At 39.5% G+C, this 15,821-nt stretch carries 16 protein-coding genes; 12 read left to right on the forward strand and 4 right to left on the reverse strand.

Annotated elements, in window-relative coordinates; all coding sequences use genetic code 11:
- Positions 1-92: 92 nt before the first annotated feature.
- A complete protein-coding gene (locus MHI53_RS04515; protein WP_340371732.1) occupies positions 93-1,451 on the reverse strand; it encodes an IS1182 family transposase in 1,359 nt (452 codons plus the stop codon).
- Between the two features lie 368 nt (positions 1,452-1,819).
- Here MHI53_RS04515 and MHI53_RS04520 point away from each other — a divergent pair, with 368 nt between their 5' ends.
- The 4 genes from MHI53_RS04520 to MHI53_RS04535 all read left to right on the forward strand — a co-directional run bounded on the left by MHI53_RS04520 (position 1,820) and on the right by MHI53_RS04535 (position 5,958).
- Positions 1,820-2,002: a DUF4083 domain-containing protein gene (locus tag MHI53_RS04520; protein ID WP_061142543.1), complete on the forward strand. Its 183-nt coding sequence runs from the start codon at positions 1,820-1,822 to the stop codon at positions 2,000-2,002.
- Between the two features lie 527 nt (positions 2,003-2,529).
- Complete coding sequence (locus MHI53_RS04525) at positions 2,530-3,849, forward strand: spore germination protein (RefSeq protein WP_340372872.1); 1,320 nt, start codon at positions 2,530-2,532, stop codon at positions 3,847-3,849.
- A complete protein-coding gene (locus tag MHI53_RS04530; protein ID WP_340372873.1) occupies positions 3,846-4,919 on the forward strand; it encodes a GerAB/ArcD/ProY family transporter in 1,074 nt (357 codons plus the stop codon). Before MHI53_RS04525 ends, MHI53_RS04530 begins: the two co-directional genes overlap by 4 nt.
- Positions 4,906-5,958: a Ger(x)C family spore germination protein gene (locus tag MHI53_RS04535; RefSeq protein WP_061142540.1), complete on the forward strand. Its 1,053-nt coding sequence runs from the start codon at positions 4,906-4,908 to the stop codon at positions 5,956-5,958. The genes MHI53_RS04530 and MHI53_RS04535 overlap by 14 nt, the downstream gene beginning before the upstream one ends.
- Positions 5,959-6,085: 127 nt before the next feature.
- On the opposite strand, the gene MHI53_RS04540 is transcribed toward MHI53_RS04535, so the two are convergent.
- The 3 genes from MHI53_RS04540 to MHI53_RS04550 all read right to left on the reverse strand — a co-directional run bounded on the left by MHI53_RS04540 (position 6,086) and on the right by MHI53_RS04550 (position 8,647).
- Positions 6,086-6,538 (reverse strand): helix-turn-helix transcriptional regulator, encoded by a 453-nt coding sequence (locus tag MHI53_RS04540; RefSeq protein WP_061142539.1) that lies wholly within the window; start codon positions 6,536-6,538, stop codon positions 6,086-6,088.
- Between the two features lie 628 nt (positions 6,539-7,166).
- Positions 7,167-7,616, reverse strand: a complete 450-nt coding sequence (locus MHI53_RS04545) for a nuclear transport factor 2 family protein (protein WP_061142538.1) — start codon at positions 7,614-7,616, stop codon at positions 7,167-7,169.
- 65 nt (positions 7,617-7,681) lie between these two features.
- Positions 7,682-8,647 (reverse strand): aldo/keto reductase, encoded by a 966-nt coding sequence (locus MHI53_RS04550; protein ID WP_061142537.1) that lies wholly within the window; start codon positions 8,645-8,647, stop codon positions 7,682-7,684.
- 156 nt (positions 8,648-8,803) lie between these two features.
- Here MHI53_RS04550 and MHI53_RS04555 point away from each other — a divergent pair, with 156 nt between their 5' ends.
- The 8 genes from MHI53_RS04555 to MHI53_RS04590 all read left to right on the forward strand — a co-directional run bounded on the left by MHI53_RS04555 (position 8,804) and on the right by MHI53_RS04590 (position 15,761).
- Complete coding sequence (locus tag MHI53_RS04555) at positions 8,804-9,481, forward strand: TetR/AcrR family transcriptional regulator (protein ID WP_061142536.1); 678 nt, start codon at positions 8,804-8,806, stop codon at positions 9,479-9,481.
- A 200-nt stretch (positions 9,482-9,681) separates the two neighbouring features.
- Positions 9,682-10,209, forward strand: a complete 528-nt coding sequence (uraH, locus tag MHI53_RS04560) for a hydroxyisourate hydrolase (RefSeq protein ID WP_061142535.1) — start codon at positions 9,682-9,684, stop codon at positions 10,207-10,209.
- Between the two features lie 196 nt (positions 10,210-10,405).
- A complete protein-coding gene (locus MHI53_RS04565) occupies positions 10,406-11,119 on the forward strand; it encodes a response regulator transcription factor (RefSeq protein WP_340372874.1) in 714 nt (237 codons plus the stop codon).
- A complete protein-coding gene (locus MHI53_RS04570) occupies positions 11,116-12,168 on the forward strand; it encodes an ATP-binding protein (protein WP_061142533.1) in 1,053 nt (350 codons plus the stop codon). The genes MHI53_RS04565 and MHI53_RS04570 overlap by 4 nt, the downstream gene beginning before the upstream one ends.
- 527 nt (positions 12,169-12,695) lie before the next feature.
- Positions 12,696-13,010 (forward strand): hypothetical protein, encoded by a 315-nt coding sequence (locus MHI53_RS04575; RefSeq protein WP_061142532.1) that lies wholly within the window; start codon positions 12,696-12,698, stop codon positions 13,008-13,010.
- Between the two features lie 36 nt (positions 13,011-13,046).
- Positions 13,047-14,303: a glutathionylspermidine synthase family protein gene (locus MHI53_RS04580; RefSeq protein ID WP_340372875.1), complete on the forward strand. Its 1,257-nt coding sequence runs from the start codon at positions 13,047-13,049 to the stop codon at positions 14,301-14,303.
- A gap of 81 nt (positions 14,304-14,384) precedes the next feature.
- On the forward strand, positions 14,385-14,810 hold the full coding sequence (locus tag MHI53_RS04585; protein WP_340372876.1) for a cytidine deaminase: 426 nt from the start codon (positions 14,385-14,387) through the stop codon (positions 14,808-14,810).
- A gap of 153 nt (positions 14,811-14,963) precedes the next feature.
- Positions 14,964-15,761 (forward strand): fumarylacetoacetate hydrolase family protein, encoded by a 798-nt coding sequence (locus MHI53_RS04590; protein ID WP_061142530.1) that lies wholly within the window; start codon positions 14,964-14,966, stop codon positions 15,759-15,761.
- Positions 15,762-15,821: the final 60 nt, after the last annotated feature.

A 15,821-nucleotide genomic window follows, 5' to 3' on the forward strand; every position in this document is an offset into this window, starting at 1 on the left:
GGGTTCGGAATTAAAAAATTCCGAACCCCTTTTGAAATTCCTTTGAAATTTTGACCAAAGGTTACGAGATTTGGGCTCTTCGAGCCACTATGTTAAGCCGTTTTAGGACCTTGCCATGTCCAAGTGGCCATCTTCTTTACATTCATGGCAGCGAAAGTAAGCATCGCCTGCATCGACAATTTTTTAAGTCCCCTTAAAGTAGTCCAACGCATACCATGCTTTTCTTTTGCATCTGCGAATACACGCTCAATCGTTTCTTTGCGTTTCGCATATATAGGTTTTACCTCTTGATGATGACGCAGATGATCTGCTTCTTCCACATATGCTTGCCAGATATGCCGTGTCACTACTTTTTGATGGTCTTTGCTTTCCGTACACCGTGATAAAAATGAGCATGTTGCACAAATTTGTTTTGGCGATTTGTATTCGCGATAGCCCTCTTTATTTGTTGTTGAGTACTTTAAAGTTTCTCCCGAAGGGCAAAGGTAACAATCAAAGTGTTCATCGTAAACATAGTCATGTTTGCGAAAGAATCCTTCTTTTGTACGAGGACGTGTATAGGGTAAAGCAGGTGTGATTTCTTTGTTAAATAGGTAGCTTGTAATCGCTGGTGTTTTATAAGCTGCATCTGCGGCAACTGCTTCTGGTTTTCCAACTTTCTCAATCACTTGCTCAACAAGTGGCTCCAAAATATGACTGTCATGTGTATTACCAGGTGTTACAATCGTTCCCAATACAAAACCGTTGCCGTCTGCGGCCGCATGGAATGAATAGGCAAACTGTTTTGTTCGTTCATCTTTCACATAGTAGCCACTCTCAGGATCCGTAGTACTTTCTTTAATTGCTTTGGTTTCTTCCTTATCAAATTTATCTGGTGGAAAAGGCTTCTTTCCGTGGTTTTCACGATCTTGATTGATTTCTTCTTGAAGACGTCCTTGATACGCTCGTGTTTCTTTACGAACGATTTTCTTTTCAAATTTCCGTTTATTCGCACTGGCTTTCACATGTGTGGAATCCACGAAAACGTGTTCTACACTTATTACCTTTTTATTAGCAGCTGTCATTAAAATGCGACAGAAAATCTGTTCAAACAGGTCTGTATCTTTAAAGCGTCGCTCATAATTTTTTCCGAACGTAGAGAAATGAGGCACTTTATCATGGAAACCATAGCCTAAGAACCAACGATAAGCCATATTGGTTTCAACTTCTTCAATCGTTTTACGCATGGAACGAATACCGAAGGTATATTGAATGAAAGTCAGTTTAACTAAAATAACTGGATCAATACTTGGGCGTCCTACCTCTGAGTACATATCTTTCACCAAGTCATAAATGAAAGTGAAGTCAATGGCAGCCTCCATTTTACGAACCAAATGGTTCGGTGGCACCAGTTGATCTAAAGTAATCATTTCAAGTTGATCTCGCTGAATAGAATCATGTTTAGAAAGCATCCTCATCACCTCAAGTTTTAATCCTTCAATTTTAAAACAAAAATGACTCCAGTCAAAAGTGTTCTATCTAAAAGGTAAGACAAAGTTGATTGGAACGGAAGGTACGAGACTCCTGCGGGAAAAGCGCGTCTAGGGGAGACCCCGCAGGCAAAGCCGAGGAGGCTCCCCGACCGCCCGCGGAAAGCGAGTGCCTGGAGTGGAAATCAACGTCTAAATTGTACAGGCCATAAAAATAGACAAACTCGATTTTCATCGAGTTTGTCTACAGTCTGAGGCGATCCTTCCATTTGGAAGGATCGCCTTTTCCTGCGGAGTTAAAAAATTGAAAATTGTGGTATAATCATTTGATTATGTAAAGGAGTGATTTCTTGTTTATCAATTCTGGCGACATGATTTATCAGTTTTTTATCATGATTGTCCTAGTAGGAATATTTTACGCTGTTTATTACGTTGTTCGAGCACGTGCCGCTAAACAACCAAGCAAGTCCGGCAATATGGAACAAAAACTTGATAGAATAATTGAATTACTTGAAAAGGATAAGAAAGAATGACTAACAGGGATCGCTTCGGCGTCCGCCTTTTTGCATAGTAGGTGACCAAATGATGCTTTGCTTGTTTTTGTTAAGCAGGCATACGATTAGTGGTAAAGTTCAGGGCTGCTAATGGGCGGCTTTTTTGTTGTCATCCGACCGGGAAGCAATGTCGAGGGGATTTAAGAAAACTGGACCTTAGAGGCTGATTTCCTCACTTTAAACGATAGTTGAATTCGATGTAATCAACTAACAGTAAGTAGGCTGAAGCGCGGAGCAGCCTTTAAGACGGTTTTTTTATGCAAGGCGATATCGGGAAATGCGCGTCTTCGTGAGGCGCTCCAGGCACAACATTGTAAAACATATAAAAATAGACAAACTGAGCTGCCAAGAAGGCAGCTATTTTTATCGAACTAAAACAGTTTAGATGCATGAGATTTTTGAAAAAAACAGAGGATGACTGTCTTTGAGTCCGTCGGCATTTATCGAATAAAAACGGTCTTTAATGCAAATAATCTATCTATTACCAGTTGTTAAGGGGCAATTTAATGAGGAATAAAATAGTAAAAGAAATTGAGGCCACGTTTTCCAATCAAGGCGATTTTTTCATTGAAGAAGAACTAGTAGATCAAACAAAAATCTTTCTAATAGGGTTCAAAACGCTGGTCGATTTAACGAAGTCGAAATTATATGTTCAGCAAATGGCAGATTCGAACACGTCAGTAAAAGCTTTGTTCATAAATCTTAATGACCGGGTGAACGTTGATGCAAAACAGCTGATTAAAGGGATTTTAGAAGGCAATTTAGTGATCGTTTCAGAAGACGGCAAACAAAATGCCATCGTTAATCCCATCGTTCAAAGTTTGAGGAGCAGCGTTTCCGAGCCTAAAAATGAAAGTCCGATTCAATCATCTACGGATGCCTTTGGAGATGATATCAATACGAACGTCGGGATGATCAGAAAAAGGCTTACCACTGCAAGTCTATGCCATTGTTCCTATGAAGTCGGAGACCTGGAAAAGCGAAAGTTATCCATGCTCTATATTAAAGGCAGGACCCCAAATGCCCTTATTGACAAGGTCGACCAGCAGTTAAAAGGGATTAAATCAGATATTGATACAATTGATGACCTCAATTTGCAATTTGGTAAACGCAGGTTGAGTCCTGTCAGTCATCTTTTCGCCACCGAACTGCCGATTTCGGCCATACATTCATTAAAAGAGAACAAAATCGTGCTTTTTTTGGATAATTGTCCGTTTGCGCTTGTTTTTCCTAACCTCCTTTGGGACATGTTAGTTAGTATAAATGACCGCAATTTCCCTTCGATCCTTTCATTTATGCTTCGGTTTTTTAGAGTGATAGGGCTTGTGGCCACGCTGATCCTCCCTGCGTTATATGTTGCTTTGGTGTCGGTGAATCCGGAGGTATTTAAGTTGGATCTTGCGTTGTTTGTCGCCAAGAGCAGGGAGGGCATTCCGTTAACGGCCTTTCTGGAAACGATCGCCATGGTCGTGTTGGTTGATTTGATACTAGAAGCGATTGTAAGACTTCCCAAAAGCGTCGGACCGGCCATTACAATGGTTGGAGGAATCATATTGGGACAGGCGATGGTGGAGGCCAAATTAGTCAGTAACTTGTTGGTGATTGTGATCACGGCTGTCGTGATTGCAAGTTCGTCGGTCATCGGCATGCAGAATTCTTTGTACATTCGCTTGCTGAAATATCCGATTTTAATATTGGCATCACTTTTCGGTATTTTAGGGGTATGTACGGGTTTTATTTTCACCATAATATACTTGGCAAGTTTAACATCGGTCGACATTCCTTATATGACGTTCCGTATTAAAAAAGAAGGAGCAACAAAGTGACGCAACGGATACAAATCGAAGCAGTTTTCATTATCATACATTTAAGCTTTGGCTATGTTGTATATCCTAACCTCATATATATGTTAACGAAAACAGCTCATTGGGAAGTCATCATCTGCCAAGCTCTTCTGCAATTAATGTTGATTTGGGTCTACATTAAAGGATTACATTACTTTCCGACACATAATGTCATTGATATATATTTGAAAATGGGAAGGTGGGCGGCAATTGTTTTCCTTACTCCGTTTGTGATCAACTTGATTGCGCTAGCTTCCCTCAACATTCGCATCCACACGGAAGTCATCATTTCGATTTTTTTGCCTCGAACCCCTTATTGGGCAATATTGATGCTGCTATTTTTCATTTCGATATATACAGCTTTAAAAGGTTTAGGAACAATTTTGCGTTCCGCCATTTTCATTTTCCTGTTTGTTATTCCTTTGGTGGTTTTGAATATTTTCTCTTCCGTAATAAATTTTAATATACATAATGTGACGCCTGGTTTGAATCTTCCACCCAAGTTCTTGGTGGATATTAAATTTTTTTACCTATTAGGATTTTCCTCATTTTTGTTTTTGGGGTTCATGACTTCCAAAACAAAATTGATATTTCGCCAACTTTTTGGAGCATGGGTGATTGTAACGCTATTATTCCTATCAGTCGTGTATATCCCCTTATTCATTTTCGGACAAGATACGGTCGTTACGCTGAAAAATCCTTTCCTGGAAGCAATGGACTCAATAGACATTAGCTGGTTTTCATTCAATCGACAAGCCATATTCTTCGGTGTGTTGCTGGTCGGATTAGTGATACTGACGAATTCAGTTTTATTTTGGATGATAGGAACAATCATGCAAAAAATATTCAAATGGCATTCTTCGTATTGGATTATTGCTTGTGCTTTCATCGCATTTATTTTCGCGTTAGTTGTTCCAAACAAATATTTGCTGGAAAAATATTTTTTGTGGAGCTCAGGTGCTCAAGCTTTTTTCATGATTATCATTCCAATAACCATATTTATCTATGGATCCTGGTCGAATAGAGGTGTTAGGGGGCATGAAGAAAAATAGACTATTTAAACTTTCTATCGTATGTATGACGATCATCCTTCTCAGCGGATGTTGGGATATCAAAGATATTAATAAGCGCACCATTCCGTTAGTCTTGGGCATTTCCAAGGAACAGGGAGGACAGTATAAAGTGACATTACAAATACCTGTACTCAAAAATGAAAGCCAAGTATCGAAGGTCGTAACAGGGAAAGGCGAATCGATTACAAGTGCACTTGGGAAAATCAGGACAAACTCGGAAAATGCTGTTGATTACACACAAATAAGATTAATTGTCGTTCAAAACAACTTGGCGCATAATCAAAAGGAATTATCGGCCATTGTAAAATTTTTAATGGGCTCAGAAGAGATTCCGTCCAGGTCGTTAATAGCCATTACAGATGAAAATGTCGAGGATGTATTATCAAGCATTAACGATAAATTGGGTGTCCATGCTTCTTCCATCTATGACTTTTTTAATAAAGGGGCTGACTGGGCTCCAGAGATCTTTAGTACCCCTGTTTGGGAAGTGTATCGGAGCCTGTTTTCTTCCACTAAAGATATCGCCGTTCCTGTCATCCGTTCAGGAAAGAATACAGTATTAATCTTCGAAGGCTCGGATATCTTGAAAAAAGGCGAATTAATGGATAGATTCAGACCGGAAGAAATCCAATTAATTCGTGTGCTGCAAAACAAAAATGAAAAAGGGAAAATAGAGAGTTTAGGTTTTGCCAGTATTATGGTTTCAAACAGTTCAATTCGACTGACACCATCGTTGAAAAATAATAAACCGTCATTGTCTAGCAACTTGAATATAAAAATAAACGTTTTAGAGAGAAATGATGGAGTCACAAATAAAAAAATCATTGAAGAACTTGAAAGAGTTATTGAAAAGCGGTTTTTTCAAGTACTTAAGAGAATGCAGGAAAGCCATGCCGATATATTTGGCTTTGGCCAAGAATTTCAACAGTTTATTTCTTATAATGAACTAAAAAACTGGAGGGATGAATATTTTCCCGAACTGAAGGTGAATTTCGAGGTCGAAGTTAATATGGAGTAAGGCCGTTCGGATTGCATTTCCGAGTCTTCGAGTAAGGCGACTAGGGTACCTTCAAGGTCCTCAGGCGCCCGTTTCCGAAGGGGAAAATCAATTCATGTATCCGCCCGACATTGAGACAGCGCTCCATTCAAGGGGCATATTTATCTTTCAAATGATCCGAGCCGATACCACCGATAAGCATCAGCGCCAATGGCAGGAAATTCGACACAGCTGGCATACCTTCTAAAAACGTAATGTCTGTGCCAGCAAATTTGTTAAGGCCCAAAATGATGAGTTTGGATATTAATAAAAATGATCCAAGTAAAAACACACTATCAAAGAATACCTTTCTATTTGGAAATGCCAATTGCTTACTATCCCGTATTATTTTTTCTTTCAATTCCTCGTCACTCCTTAATAATTCATCAATCGTAATATGAAATAAGTCACTCAAATGAATGATTACTTCGATGCTCGGATAATTTTTTCCTGTTTCCCATTTTGACACAGATTGCCGACTCACATGAATCTTCTCTGCAAGATCATTCTGTGACCAATTCCGCTTTTCCCGTTCTTGTTTCAATCGTTCGCTAAGTATCATGAATAATTCCTTTCCTTTCTTGTTTCCTAGTATGGTGAGCTGGCACCTTTAAAGTAAAGCGAGTATTGGGCGCATTGCCGTGCAACCTATGGGTTACACCAGGGTAAACCCTGATATATCAAGGTTTTTTGTGATTTTTAGAAATCGCTTAATGCTGTCAAAAAAATTGAATCGAGGAGATATGGCCGCCGTTTTCTACAGTATGTTCTTATTAGCTATTATCATGGGCATATTGAAATCATAAAAATGAGCGCTTTGTCAGATACAGCTCGAGGTCTGGTTGGTTCATTTAAGGTATTATTTTTAGTGTATAGTATTCCTCTGAAAAGTGGGTGCAAACATTATCCGGTTTTATACGTAAATGTAAATAATGCTTCTTCTTTTTGCATGGCTTGTTCTCTATATGATATGGAAGACGATGAGTTGATTGGTGGGTTTCTTCATGGTGCAGGTAACGGGAGCTAGAGGTCAACTGTGAGAAAGTGAAATTAGACCTTCCTTGGAACAGTTTATATCTGGGTATGGTTTTACGTTGTCTGGCTAACCAAGCAGTGACAAAACATGGCGGTTCACGTAAATGAACAAGCCCTCCTGCATTCCATTCAATCTGCAGGAGGGCTTATTGTGGTTAAGAATTCAATAATTGAGCAAAATGAAGATTGATAGAGGTAATTTTCCATCCTTCATCTGTGCGTAGGTATTCAACATCCTCACTTTGATAAACGAGGTTTGTTACACCGTTACCTTTTACACCAACCCATAACAAGTATTTTCCGGTCGCTTGATCTCCTTTAATGTTAATGATCGGGTTAGTGAAGCTATGCATGCCAAGTTCACCGTCGGCAGTCGCTTCTTTCAACATATCGATAATATTATTGACTCCTTTCGAATCGACACCCATAGCTGCACATTTCCAAGTGGCGTCTTCAGTAAAAAGAGCAGGAAGGCTTTCAAAATCCACTTCCTTGCCATTCCAGCCTTTATCTACATAATGTCCATATGTGGCTTGTAGCTTCTTGATGCTTTCAATATCCTCAAGATATTGAATTCTTTCTTCTAAAGATCGTTCTTGTCTCATTCTGCTTATCCTCCCTGACACCTCATGATTTTTTATATTATATTCGTGGATAAATCATTTCCGTTTTATAAATTAGTCTGTTTCATTTGCTCGCTTTGCATCCGCTCTCCATGTACCAAATCCTTTGGACTCACTGCTTCGATACGCTCCAAATCTTCAGCTGTTAAGGGAATTTGAACGGCAGCTGCATTTTCTTCTAAATAGCTGATGCGCTTTGTACCAGGAATCGGCAAGGCATCGTTTGCCATTGTCCATGCTAGAGCTAATTGAGAGGGTGTAACATTTTTCTCCTCTGCGATTTTTTTTATTTCTTCCAGAACATCCAGATTCTTTTGGAAGTTGTCTCCTTGGTAACGTGGTAACCATCTGCGAATATCGTCTTCAGCAAGATCTTCAAACTTACGTAATTCCCCAGAGATCATCCCGCGGCTTAGTGGACTGTATGCCACATGGGTAATACCTAATTCTTTCACAACCGGCAAGATTTCATCTTCAATATCCCGGCTCCAAAGGGAGTATTCGGTTTGTAAAGCGGAAATTGGGTGAATGGCATGAGCGCGTTTAATCGTTTCAGCACCGGCTTCCGATAAACCAAGATAACGAACTTTACCGGCCGTTATTAAATCGGATATCGCTCCTACTGTTTCTTCAATCGGGACATTAGGGTCTACGCGATGCTGATAATAAAGGTCAATGTAGTCTACATCCAATCGACGAAGACTTTCTTCTATTGATTTTTTTACATAATCCGGGTGCCCACTCACGCTGTAGTCAGGTAAGAAACCAAACTTGGAAGCAATAATGGCTTGTTCCCGCCGTCCTTTTAATGCTTTTCCAAGAAGCACTTCATTATGTCCATTTCCATAAATATCGGCTGTATCTAACAATGTCACACCTAACTCCAGCGCACGGTGGATGGTCCGAGTGGATTCTTTGTCATCAGTTGCACCATATGTTCCAGACATCCCCATCAACCCAAGGCCCATAGCTGACACTTGTAAGTCACTATTTCCTAATTTTCGTGTTCTCATATCATTAGCAGCTCCCTTCGTTTGTTATATCAAAAATAGAATAACACCAACAACGAACTAAGTAAACTAAAATAGTTAAAATAGTTTACTTTGTTCACTGTGTTTATTTCCCTATTTTTTTATGTAATAATGAAGAAAGTGAAGGAGGAGAACGACTTGACTGCGAACAACGAACAAAATCAAAGTTCTCAAAATGACATGAGAACAAGATTACTTACTAAAATCATCCCCATTATAAGGAAGAATGGCTTCCAATCCATTCGAATGGATGATATGGCGAAATACATGGATGTAAGTAAAGCGACCATGTACAAATATTTCACTTCCAAAGAAGATGTTATCCAAGGGTCTGTCAATAGTTTCGTTGACTATTTAAATGAACTTGTTGTCGAATCGAATAATACGGTCGAATCGTTTACAAAGGGTTTTCAACAGTCATTCGAACAATCGATTTTACTTGCCGCCTATATCTCGGATGTATTTTTGAATGAGCTTCAAATCATGTATCCATATTTACACGATCAACTGCGGGATGCGATGCAAAGAAGAGAAGAAAAAATGACGGTTTTTTATGAAGAGGGAAAAGAAAAAGGCATATTCAATACAGTTAATGAAAAGCTTATTTTTCTACAAGATGATGTATTGGTCCGGTCCATGATAGATGCTAAATTCCTAATGCTGAACGGTCTGACACTTCATCAATTATTATTGGATTACTATAGGCTGAAGAAGCTTCAGCTCTTTAACGCTGATCATGCAGTGCAAGTTGACGATAACCATATGGTAAATCAGCTCGACTATATATCGAAAAAGCTAACGCGGGACTTATTTTAGGGCAACCATACTTTTACGAAAATATAAGAATTTTTATAAGGGAGGTTGCTGCGGCAGCCTTTTTCTCATTTTCAAAGAAATATTTCTGAAGGTGGTCGCAAAATAAGTGGGCAGTTAAGGAAAAATTAATAGTTTCGTTAGAGTTTCATAACATATGGGAGGTATTGTATACATATTGACAGAATAAGGAGGAGTTATGAATGAAAAAATACGTAGCAAGTATAGCGGGTGCCGCTGTCCTATCATGTGCAGGATTTCTGGGATTTGGTCAATTAGAGCAGGTACAACAGAATCAAGGGAATGATCAGGTAGCACATGCAGCAAGTAACGAAAGTCCGGTTAAAGATACGAAGGAAACGACGACTCCAGCAAAACCAATGGGGGGGCTTTCAACACACGTACTTGACGAAGTAAAAGGAAAACCTGCACCAAATGTAAAAGTTAAAGTATATCGCGTGAATGAAGAGGGCAAGATGAAATACTTACACACGGCAAAAACGGATAAAGAGGGGCGCGTTGGTTCACTGCTTACACCAAAGGAAATGAAACAAGGTACGTATGAAATCCACTTCTTTATAGGCGACTACTTTGATAAACAAGGCTCAAAGGGTGCAGATGAATTCCTGGACGAAGTTCCACTTCGTTTTAAAGTGACTGATTCTAAACAACATTACCATGTACCAATTGTAGCCGCACCTGGAGGCTACAGCACATATCACGGAAGCTAAGCTAGTTTACAAGTTGTATGGGAGAAGATACATAAGGTATCCCTCGAACTATAGACATGCTCGATCTGAATCGAGTTTGTCTATAGTTTTTTGAGGGTTTCGCAACACTCGCTGCAAACACTTTTGTTGAACGTTCAATATATTCCCCTTGCGCAATATTGCATGAGGATTATTTTTAATAGGGAGAGGTGAAATCATGACAAAAAAGATATTGATTGTAGATGATGAAAGCAGCATAAGAGATGTTTGTAAAAGGTATTTACAAAGGGAGGGCTACCTCACCATTGAAGCGAGTGATGGCGAGGAGGCCATTGCCAAATGGAAAAAACAAAAGCCAGATTTGGTTATTCTGGATTTAATGATGCCTTATAAAACTGGATGGGAAGTGTGCCAGGAAATACGTGAGGTGGATGATGTACCGATCATCATGTTAACGGCAAGAGGGGAAGAGCAGGATAGGCTGATGGGACTGACAAATGGAGCAGAAGACTATGTTACCAAACCGTTTAGCCCGAGGGAACTCATATTGCGGGTTAAATCGATCTTCCGCCTGCTGGGAAGAAATCCGTTACACACGGAAAATAGGGAAGACAAAGTTAAACTGGTCCAATACGGGGAGCTAGAGGTTAATGAAGTAACAAGAACGGTTTATCTCAGTCAAAATCCAGTTGAATTGACCATGAAGGAGTTTGACATCCTCTGGCTCTTGATTAACCATCCAAAGCAAGTTTTCTCCCGCTCCCAACTATTGGATAAAGTTTGGAATATGGAGTTTGAGGGAGATACAACAACGGTGACTGTCCATATGAGGCGATTGCGTGAGAAACTGGAGCGTGATCCATCCAACCCTCAAATGCTTAAGACGGTTTGGGGAGTGGGTTACAAGTTTGAAAGCGGGGATGAAGAATGAAAATAAGAACCCAGCTCCTTTTGGCTAACATCGCAAGCATTGGGGTAATTGTGATTTTCTTGATCTTCAGTTATGTTGAAATGGTACTGCCCCCGACGATTTTTAATTTGTTAGTCATCATTACGTTAATTGCTACAGTAATATCCATCCTGGTACATTTGTACCTGACTAAGCCCATTTTAAAATCCATTCAGGATATATCAGCCGGTGTCGAGAAAATTCGGGAAGGGGACTTTAATTGCAGGATAAACGGAAGTAATATTATTGAGTTAAACACAATGGCCTCGAATTTTAATGATATGAATGAGCAATTACTAAAAAGTTTTGAAAATCTGTCTAAATCCGAAGCCTCAAGAAAGCAATTGGTTGCAAATATATCACACGATCTACGAACACCGATCGCTTCCATCAAGGCCTTTTCCGAAGCGCTTGAAGATGGTGTCGTAGAAGACAAAGAAACCTTCAAGCAATATTTAAGGACACTAGGTCTTGAAACCCAACGGCTTAGCGAATTAATAGACGAACTCTTTCAACTGTCTCAGCTTGATGCAGATGGGATCACTCTTGAGAAACAACCATACCATATAGATCAGCTGATCCTTGAGACACTCCAAAATCAGTTGTTTCAAATTGAAGAAAAGAAGCTCAATATAGAAGTGGACTTACCAGAACAATCGGAACCGGTTTTAATATCCCCATCAAAAATGAAACAAGCTGTCATCAATTTATTGGAAAATGCAATTCGATACTCCCCAATGAATGGTACCATGAAAATCACAGGAAGAAGATACAAGAACGGATATATAAAAATATCCATAACCGATGAAGGCGAGGGGATACCAGAAGAAGATATGCCTTATGTTTTCGAACGCTTATATCGTGTGGAGAAATCCAGAAATAGAGAAACAGGTGGATCCGGGCTAGGGCTGGCAATAGCCAAGTCCATTATCGAACTGCATGATGGTGAAATAGGAGTCGAACGGAACGACAAGGCAGGCTGCACATTTTGGTTCACTCTTACAAGAACTGGCCAAGGGCCTTTAAAGTAGTCCAACGCTTACCGTGCTTTTGTTTTTGCCTAACAAACACATGCCATCTTGTTTCTTTACGTTTCCAAAAGAAAGGTTTTACTTCCTGAAGATAGATCATGTCATAAAGAGACGAGATGAGTTTTTGATCAAGATTTATACGTGGCGCCATTTGAAGTGTCCTAACAGGTTATTCTCAATAAGTATCCAAGGAAATTTAACTTGCTTTACTTATTGTTGTACACTATTTTCTCATTAACGCTGCCATGATATAGTAAAAATGAAACAGTACTATAAATTAAGCCTTTCTACTGCTGTTGTCCTTTGGCTGTGGGACTCCATTTTTTTACATAAGAAACCGGAGTAGTACTTGAGCTGCCTTCTAGGCAGTTTTTTCTTTTGGAACGAAAGGGACAGAGTTGTTTCAATAAGGAAATATTATGAAACTATTGGGGCTTTTCAACCGTAGAATATAGAGAACCTTTGGATAGCTAACTTATGCATCGCTGATACTCGAAAAAATACAACTGAAAAATGGTGAATGTTAAATGAAAATGAATAAGCAAAAATTAGCCTCATTGATAGCGACTTTAGGGTTAACCAGCTCTGTTTTAGCAGGTTGCGGATCTGCTCCTTCTGTTAATAAAAATGCTGAAAAATACAAGGAAGACGAAGAACAAGATGAATCAAGCTCAGGTTCAGGTTCGGGCTCGGGATCTAGCTCCCATACCAATACAAATTCAAGCAATCATACAGTGGTTCCTCCGGTAACTGGTTCCAAGACAACGAAAAATGATGCCGTCAGTGGATCGAGTAAAGGTTCCACCGGTATTGGAAGCGGAAAAGGTGGGGCAAGCAGTTAAATCGCCATTTCAAAATGCATCTAAGGAGAGAACGATATGGAAAAAAAGGATGAAGCACACTATCTGTTAAAGTGGATTGAACTTAACGATAAACTGGTCAAAAAGGGCTTTACCTGGGGCAGTGTAGAAGAAGATGAAGATTGGCACCAATATATGTCATATGATATACATACATATTCTCAACGGGAAATAGACAGGATTAATCGTGTTACCAATAAAATAGGGAATGTATACAATAAAATGTATCACAAACTGCTGGACGGCTCTCAAGAAAGTAACGTCTGGAAGTCCCAACTGGGTTTGCCTGTCCATACCTGGGATGCTGCCAATGTTCCCAGTGATTTTTTTAGCTACTTTACAAGAATGGATTTCATTGTTAATGAAGATGAAATCAAGCTGGTTGAAGTGAATTGTGATACACCGACAGGATACATAGAATCATCCATCGTTAATCAAATCATATGTGAAGAATATGGATTTGTATCTCCGAATAAACTTGAGGAAAATATCAAAAGAACGTGGGCAATCATCAGCAAACAATATAATCTATCAAATGATGATACCGTTCATTTTACCTCCTACGGCTGGCATGATGAAGACCGTGAAACTGTGCTATTCAATTTAAATAATAGCGGATTACATAACACTAAATTCATAGCTATTGAAGATATCATCGTTTCGGATGAGGGGCTGTTCGACCAAGAAGGGGATAGGATTAACTTCTTGTATCGACTGTATCCGCTTGAATACTTAGTTGATGATAAAGATTCTGCCGGAAGGGAAATTGGTCTCTCTTTTTTACAACATATTGCTGATGGTAGGGTGATATTAATAAATCCGCCCGGCGCCTTCCTTATGCAGTCTAAAGCGGTTTTAGCATTGATATGGTCTCTGCGGGATGATAGCGGGATTTTCAGCTTTGAAGAAAGAGAAAGCATCCGTAATCATTTTTTGCCCACTTATTTAAAAGGTGATTTTCCTTTTGAGAATGAAGCGTATGTAGCAAAGCCAATTTACGGGCGCGAAGGCGGAAGTGTAGAGATTTTTGACAGCTTTTCCAAGTTAGTCGAAAAAGATGAAGAAGATTATTACGCAGAATGGCAAAAGGTTTATCAACAATATGTAGAGATGCCCAATAAAACGGTGAATACTTGGGACGGAGAATATAGCGGCAAAATGCTTGTAGGTTCTTTCTTAATTGGAGGAGAAGCTAGTGGCTTGTTCCTTCGTGTAGGTGAAAAAATAACCGGCAATCTTTCCATGTTTTGTCCAGTGGCCATTGAGAAGTGGTAAATAGTTTCATGTTTTCACGGAAAAAGAGTCTATACGACCACTATGACGCGATAAACATAAAAGGAGAGTGAAGGAACAGAAATGAAAACGTATCCTTTAACAGAAAGTGATTTTGCATTAATAGATGAAGCTAAAAAAGTAATTACAACCCTCTATGAAGATGATAGACATCATGTGGGAGCAGCATTAAAAACAAAGTCGGGGGATATTGTTTCAGCGGTACATATGGAAGCATATATCGGGCGGGTTTCAGTATGTGCTGAAGCTATCGCGATTGGAAAGGCAATTTCGAACGGAGAAAAATACTTTGATACGATTGTTGCAGTAAGACATCCCTATTCTGATGAAAAGAATAGAAGGTTAAAAGTAGTAAGTCCGTGCGGAATGTGCCGGGAATTAATTTCCGATTATTCACCAGATTGTTTTATTGTTTTGGAAATGGAAGGAGAGTTACAGAAAACGAAAATCAGTGAGCTGATTCCACTTAAATACAGTCGGGAATCATGACCAAAAATTGATTTCCCACTTTATTTGAAGATGGAGTTGCGATGACATTTCTTTTTTCACCTGAAAGAACAGGTATGTTAATATAGTATAGCATAGCCGGATTTTTTATTAACGGAAGTAAGTACATCTTATCATCAAAGGAGTTCATTCATAATGCAAGTCTTACAAAAAACACAAAAAATAGTACGCTATCAAAATCAAGAAGGCAATATACATTACGGAATTGTTGAGGATGATTCAATATTACAATTATCGAGCAGTTTCGCCGAACTAGTCAACAAGGAAATTAAGTATGACGGGGTTAAGGTGAAATATAGCGATGTTAAAATTCTGGAACCTGTAAAACCTTCCAAAGTGGTCAATTTCGGGTGGACATATGCAGGGCATGCAAAGGAAACAGGGGGAGAGGCAAACCTTGTTGAACCATTTTTATTCTTAAAGCCATTATCTTCACTTATTGCAGACAAGGAAACGATTGTGCTTCCTCCAGCCGAATTAACCAACCAAGTGGAACTTGAAGGCGAAGTGGCCTTGATCATTGGGAAGCGCGGAAAAAACATAAAAGAAGAAGATGCGCTTGATTATGTGTTTGGCTGCACGATTTTCAATGATGTCACAGCAAGAGATCTAACAAAAAAAGATCCACAGTTTACGCGGGGTAAAGGATTTGATACGTTCGGGCCTCTAGGGCCGTGCATCGTAACGGGTGTAGATCCGACAAACTTACGGATCGTGACCACTCTAAACGGCCGTGTTGTCCAAGACGGCAATACGAATGAAATGTCTCTGAGCATTCCGTATCTAATCAGCTGGCTTTCACAGGTAATGACACTGGAGCCCGGTGACATTTTGGCAACAGGCTCACCATCCGGCAGCTGCCCAGTCCAATCTGGGGATGAAATCGTTGTGGAAGTCGAGAATATCGGTCAGTTGAGTAATAATGTTCAATAGGTAATACTAGCCTAGCATTCTTCCTTATTCCATAGATGGGCCAATCTATATAAACAATAT

The sequence above is a fragment of the Peribacillus sp. FSL E2-0218 genome (genome assembly GCF_037992945.1).
Taxonomy (GTDB): Bacteria; Bacillota; Bacilli; order Bacillales; family DSM-1321; genus Peribacillus; species Peribacillus simplex_B.

Bases quoted from the DNA above. Each gene is read 5' to 3' on its own strand.
- MHI53_RS04570 (WP_061142533.1), top strand. From the start codon at position 11,116: ATGAAAATAAGAACCCAGCTCCTTTTGGCTAACATCGCAAGCATTGGG.
- MHI53_RS04575 (WP_061142532.1), top strand. From the start codon at position 12,696: ATGAAAATGAATAAGCAAAAATTAGCCTCATTGATAGCGACTTTAGGG.
- MHI53_RS04515 (WP_340371732.1), bottom strand. From the start codon at position 1,451: ATGCTTTCTAAACATGATTCTATTCAGCGAGATCAACTTGAAATGATT.
- MHI53_RS04540 (WP_061142539.1), bottom strand. From the start codon at position 6,538: ATGATACTTAGCGAACGATTGAAACAAGAACGGGAAAAGCGGAATTGG.
- MHI53_RS04585 (WP_340372876.1), top strand. From the start codon at position 14,385: ATGAAAACGTATCCTTTAACAGAAAGTGATTTTGCATTAATAGATGAA.
- MHI53_RS04535 (WP_061142540.1), top strand. From the start codon at position 4,906: ATGAAGAAAAATAGACTATTTAAACTTTCTATCGTATGTATGACGATC.
- MHI53_RS04565 (WP_340372874.1), top strand. From the start codon at position 10,406: ATGACAAAAAAGATATTGATTGTAGATGATGAAAGCAGCATAAGAGAT.
- MHI53_RS04590 (WP_061142530.1), top strand. From the start codon at position 14,964: ATGCAAGTCTTACAAAAAACACAAAAAATAGTACGCTATCAAAATCAA.
- MHI53_RS04580 (WP_340372875.1), top strand. From the start codon at position 13,047: ATGGAAAAAAAGGATGAAGCACACTATCTGTTAAAGTGGATTGAACTT.
- MHI53_RS04550 (WP_061142537.1), bottom strand. From the start codon at position 8,647: ATGAGAACACGAAAATTAGGAAATAGTGACTTACAAGTGTCAGCTATG.
- MHI53_RS04545 (WP_061142538.1), bottom strand. From the start codon at position 7,616: ATGAGACAAGAACGATCTTTAGAAGAAAGAATTCAATATCTTGAGGAT.
- MHI53_RS04525 (WP_340372872.1), top strand. From the start codon at position 2,530: ATGAGGAATAAAATAGTAAAAGAAATTGAGGCCACGTTTTCCAATCAA.
- uraH (WP_061142535.1), top strand. From the start codon at position 9,682: ATGAAAAAATACGTAGCAAGTATAGCGGGTGCCGCTGTCCTATCATGT.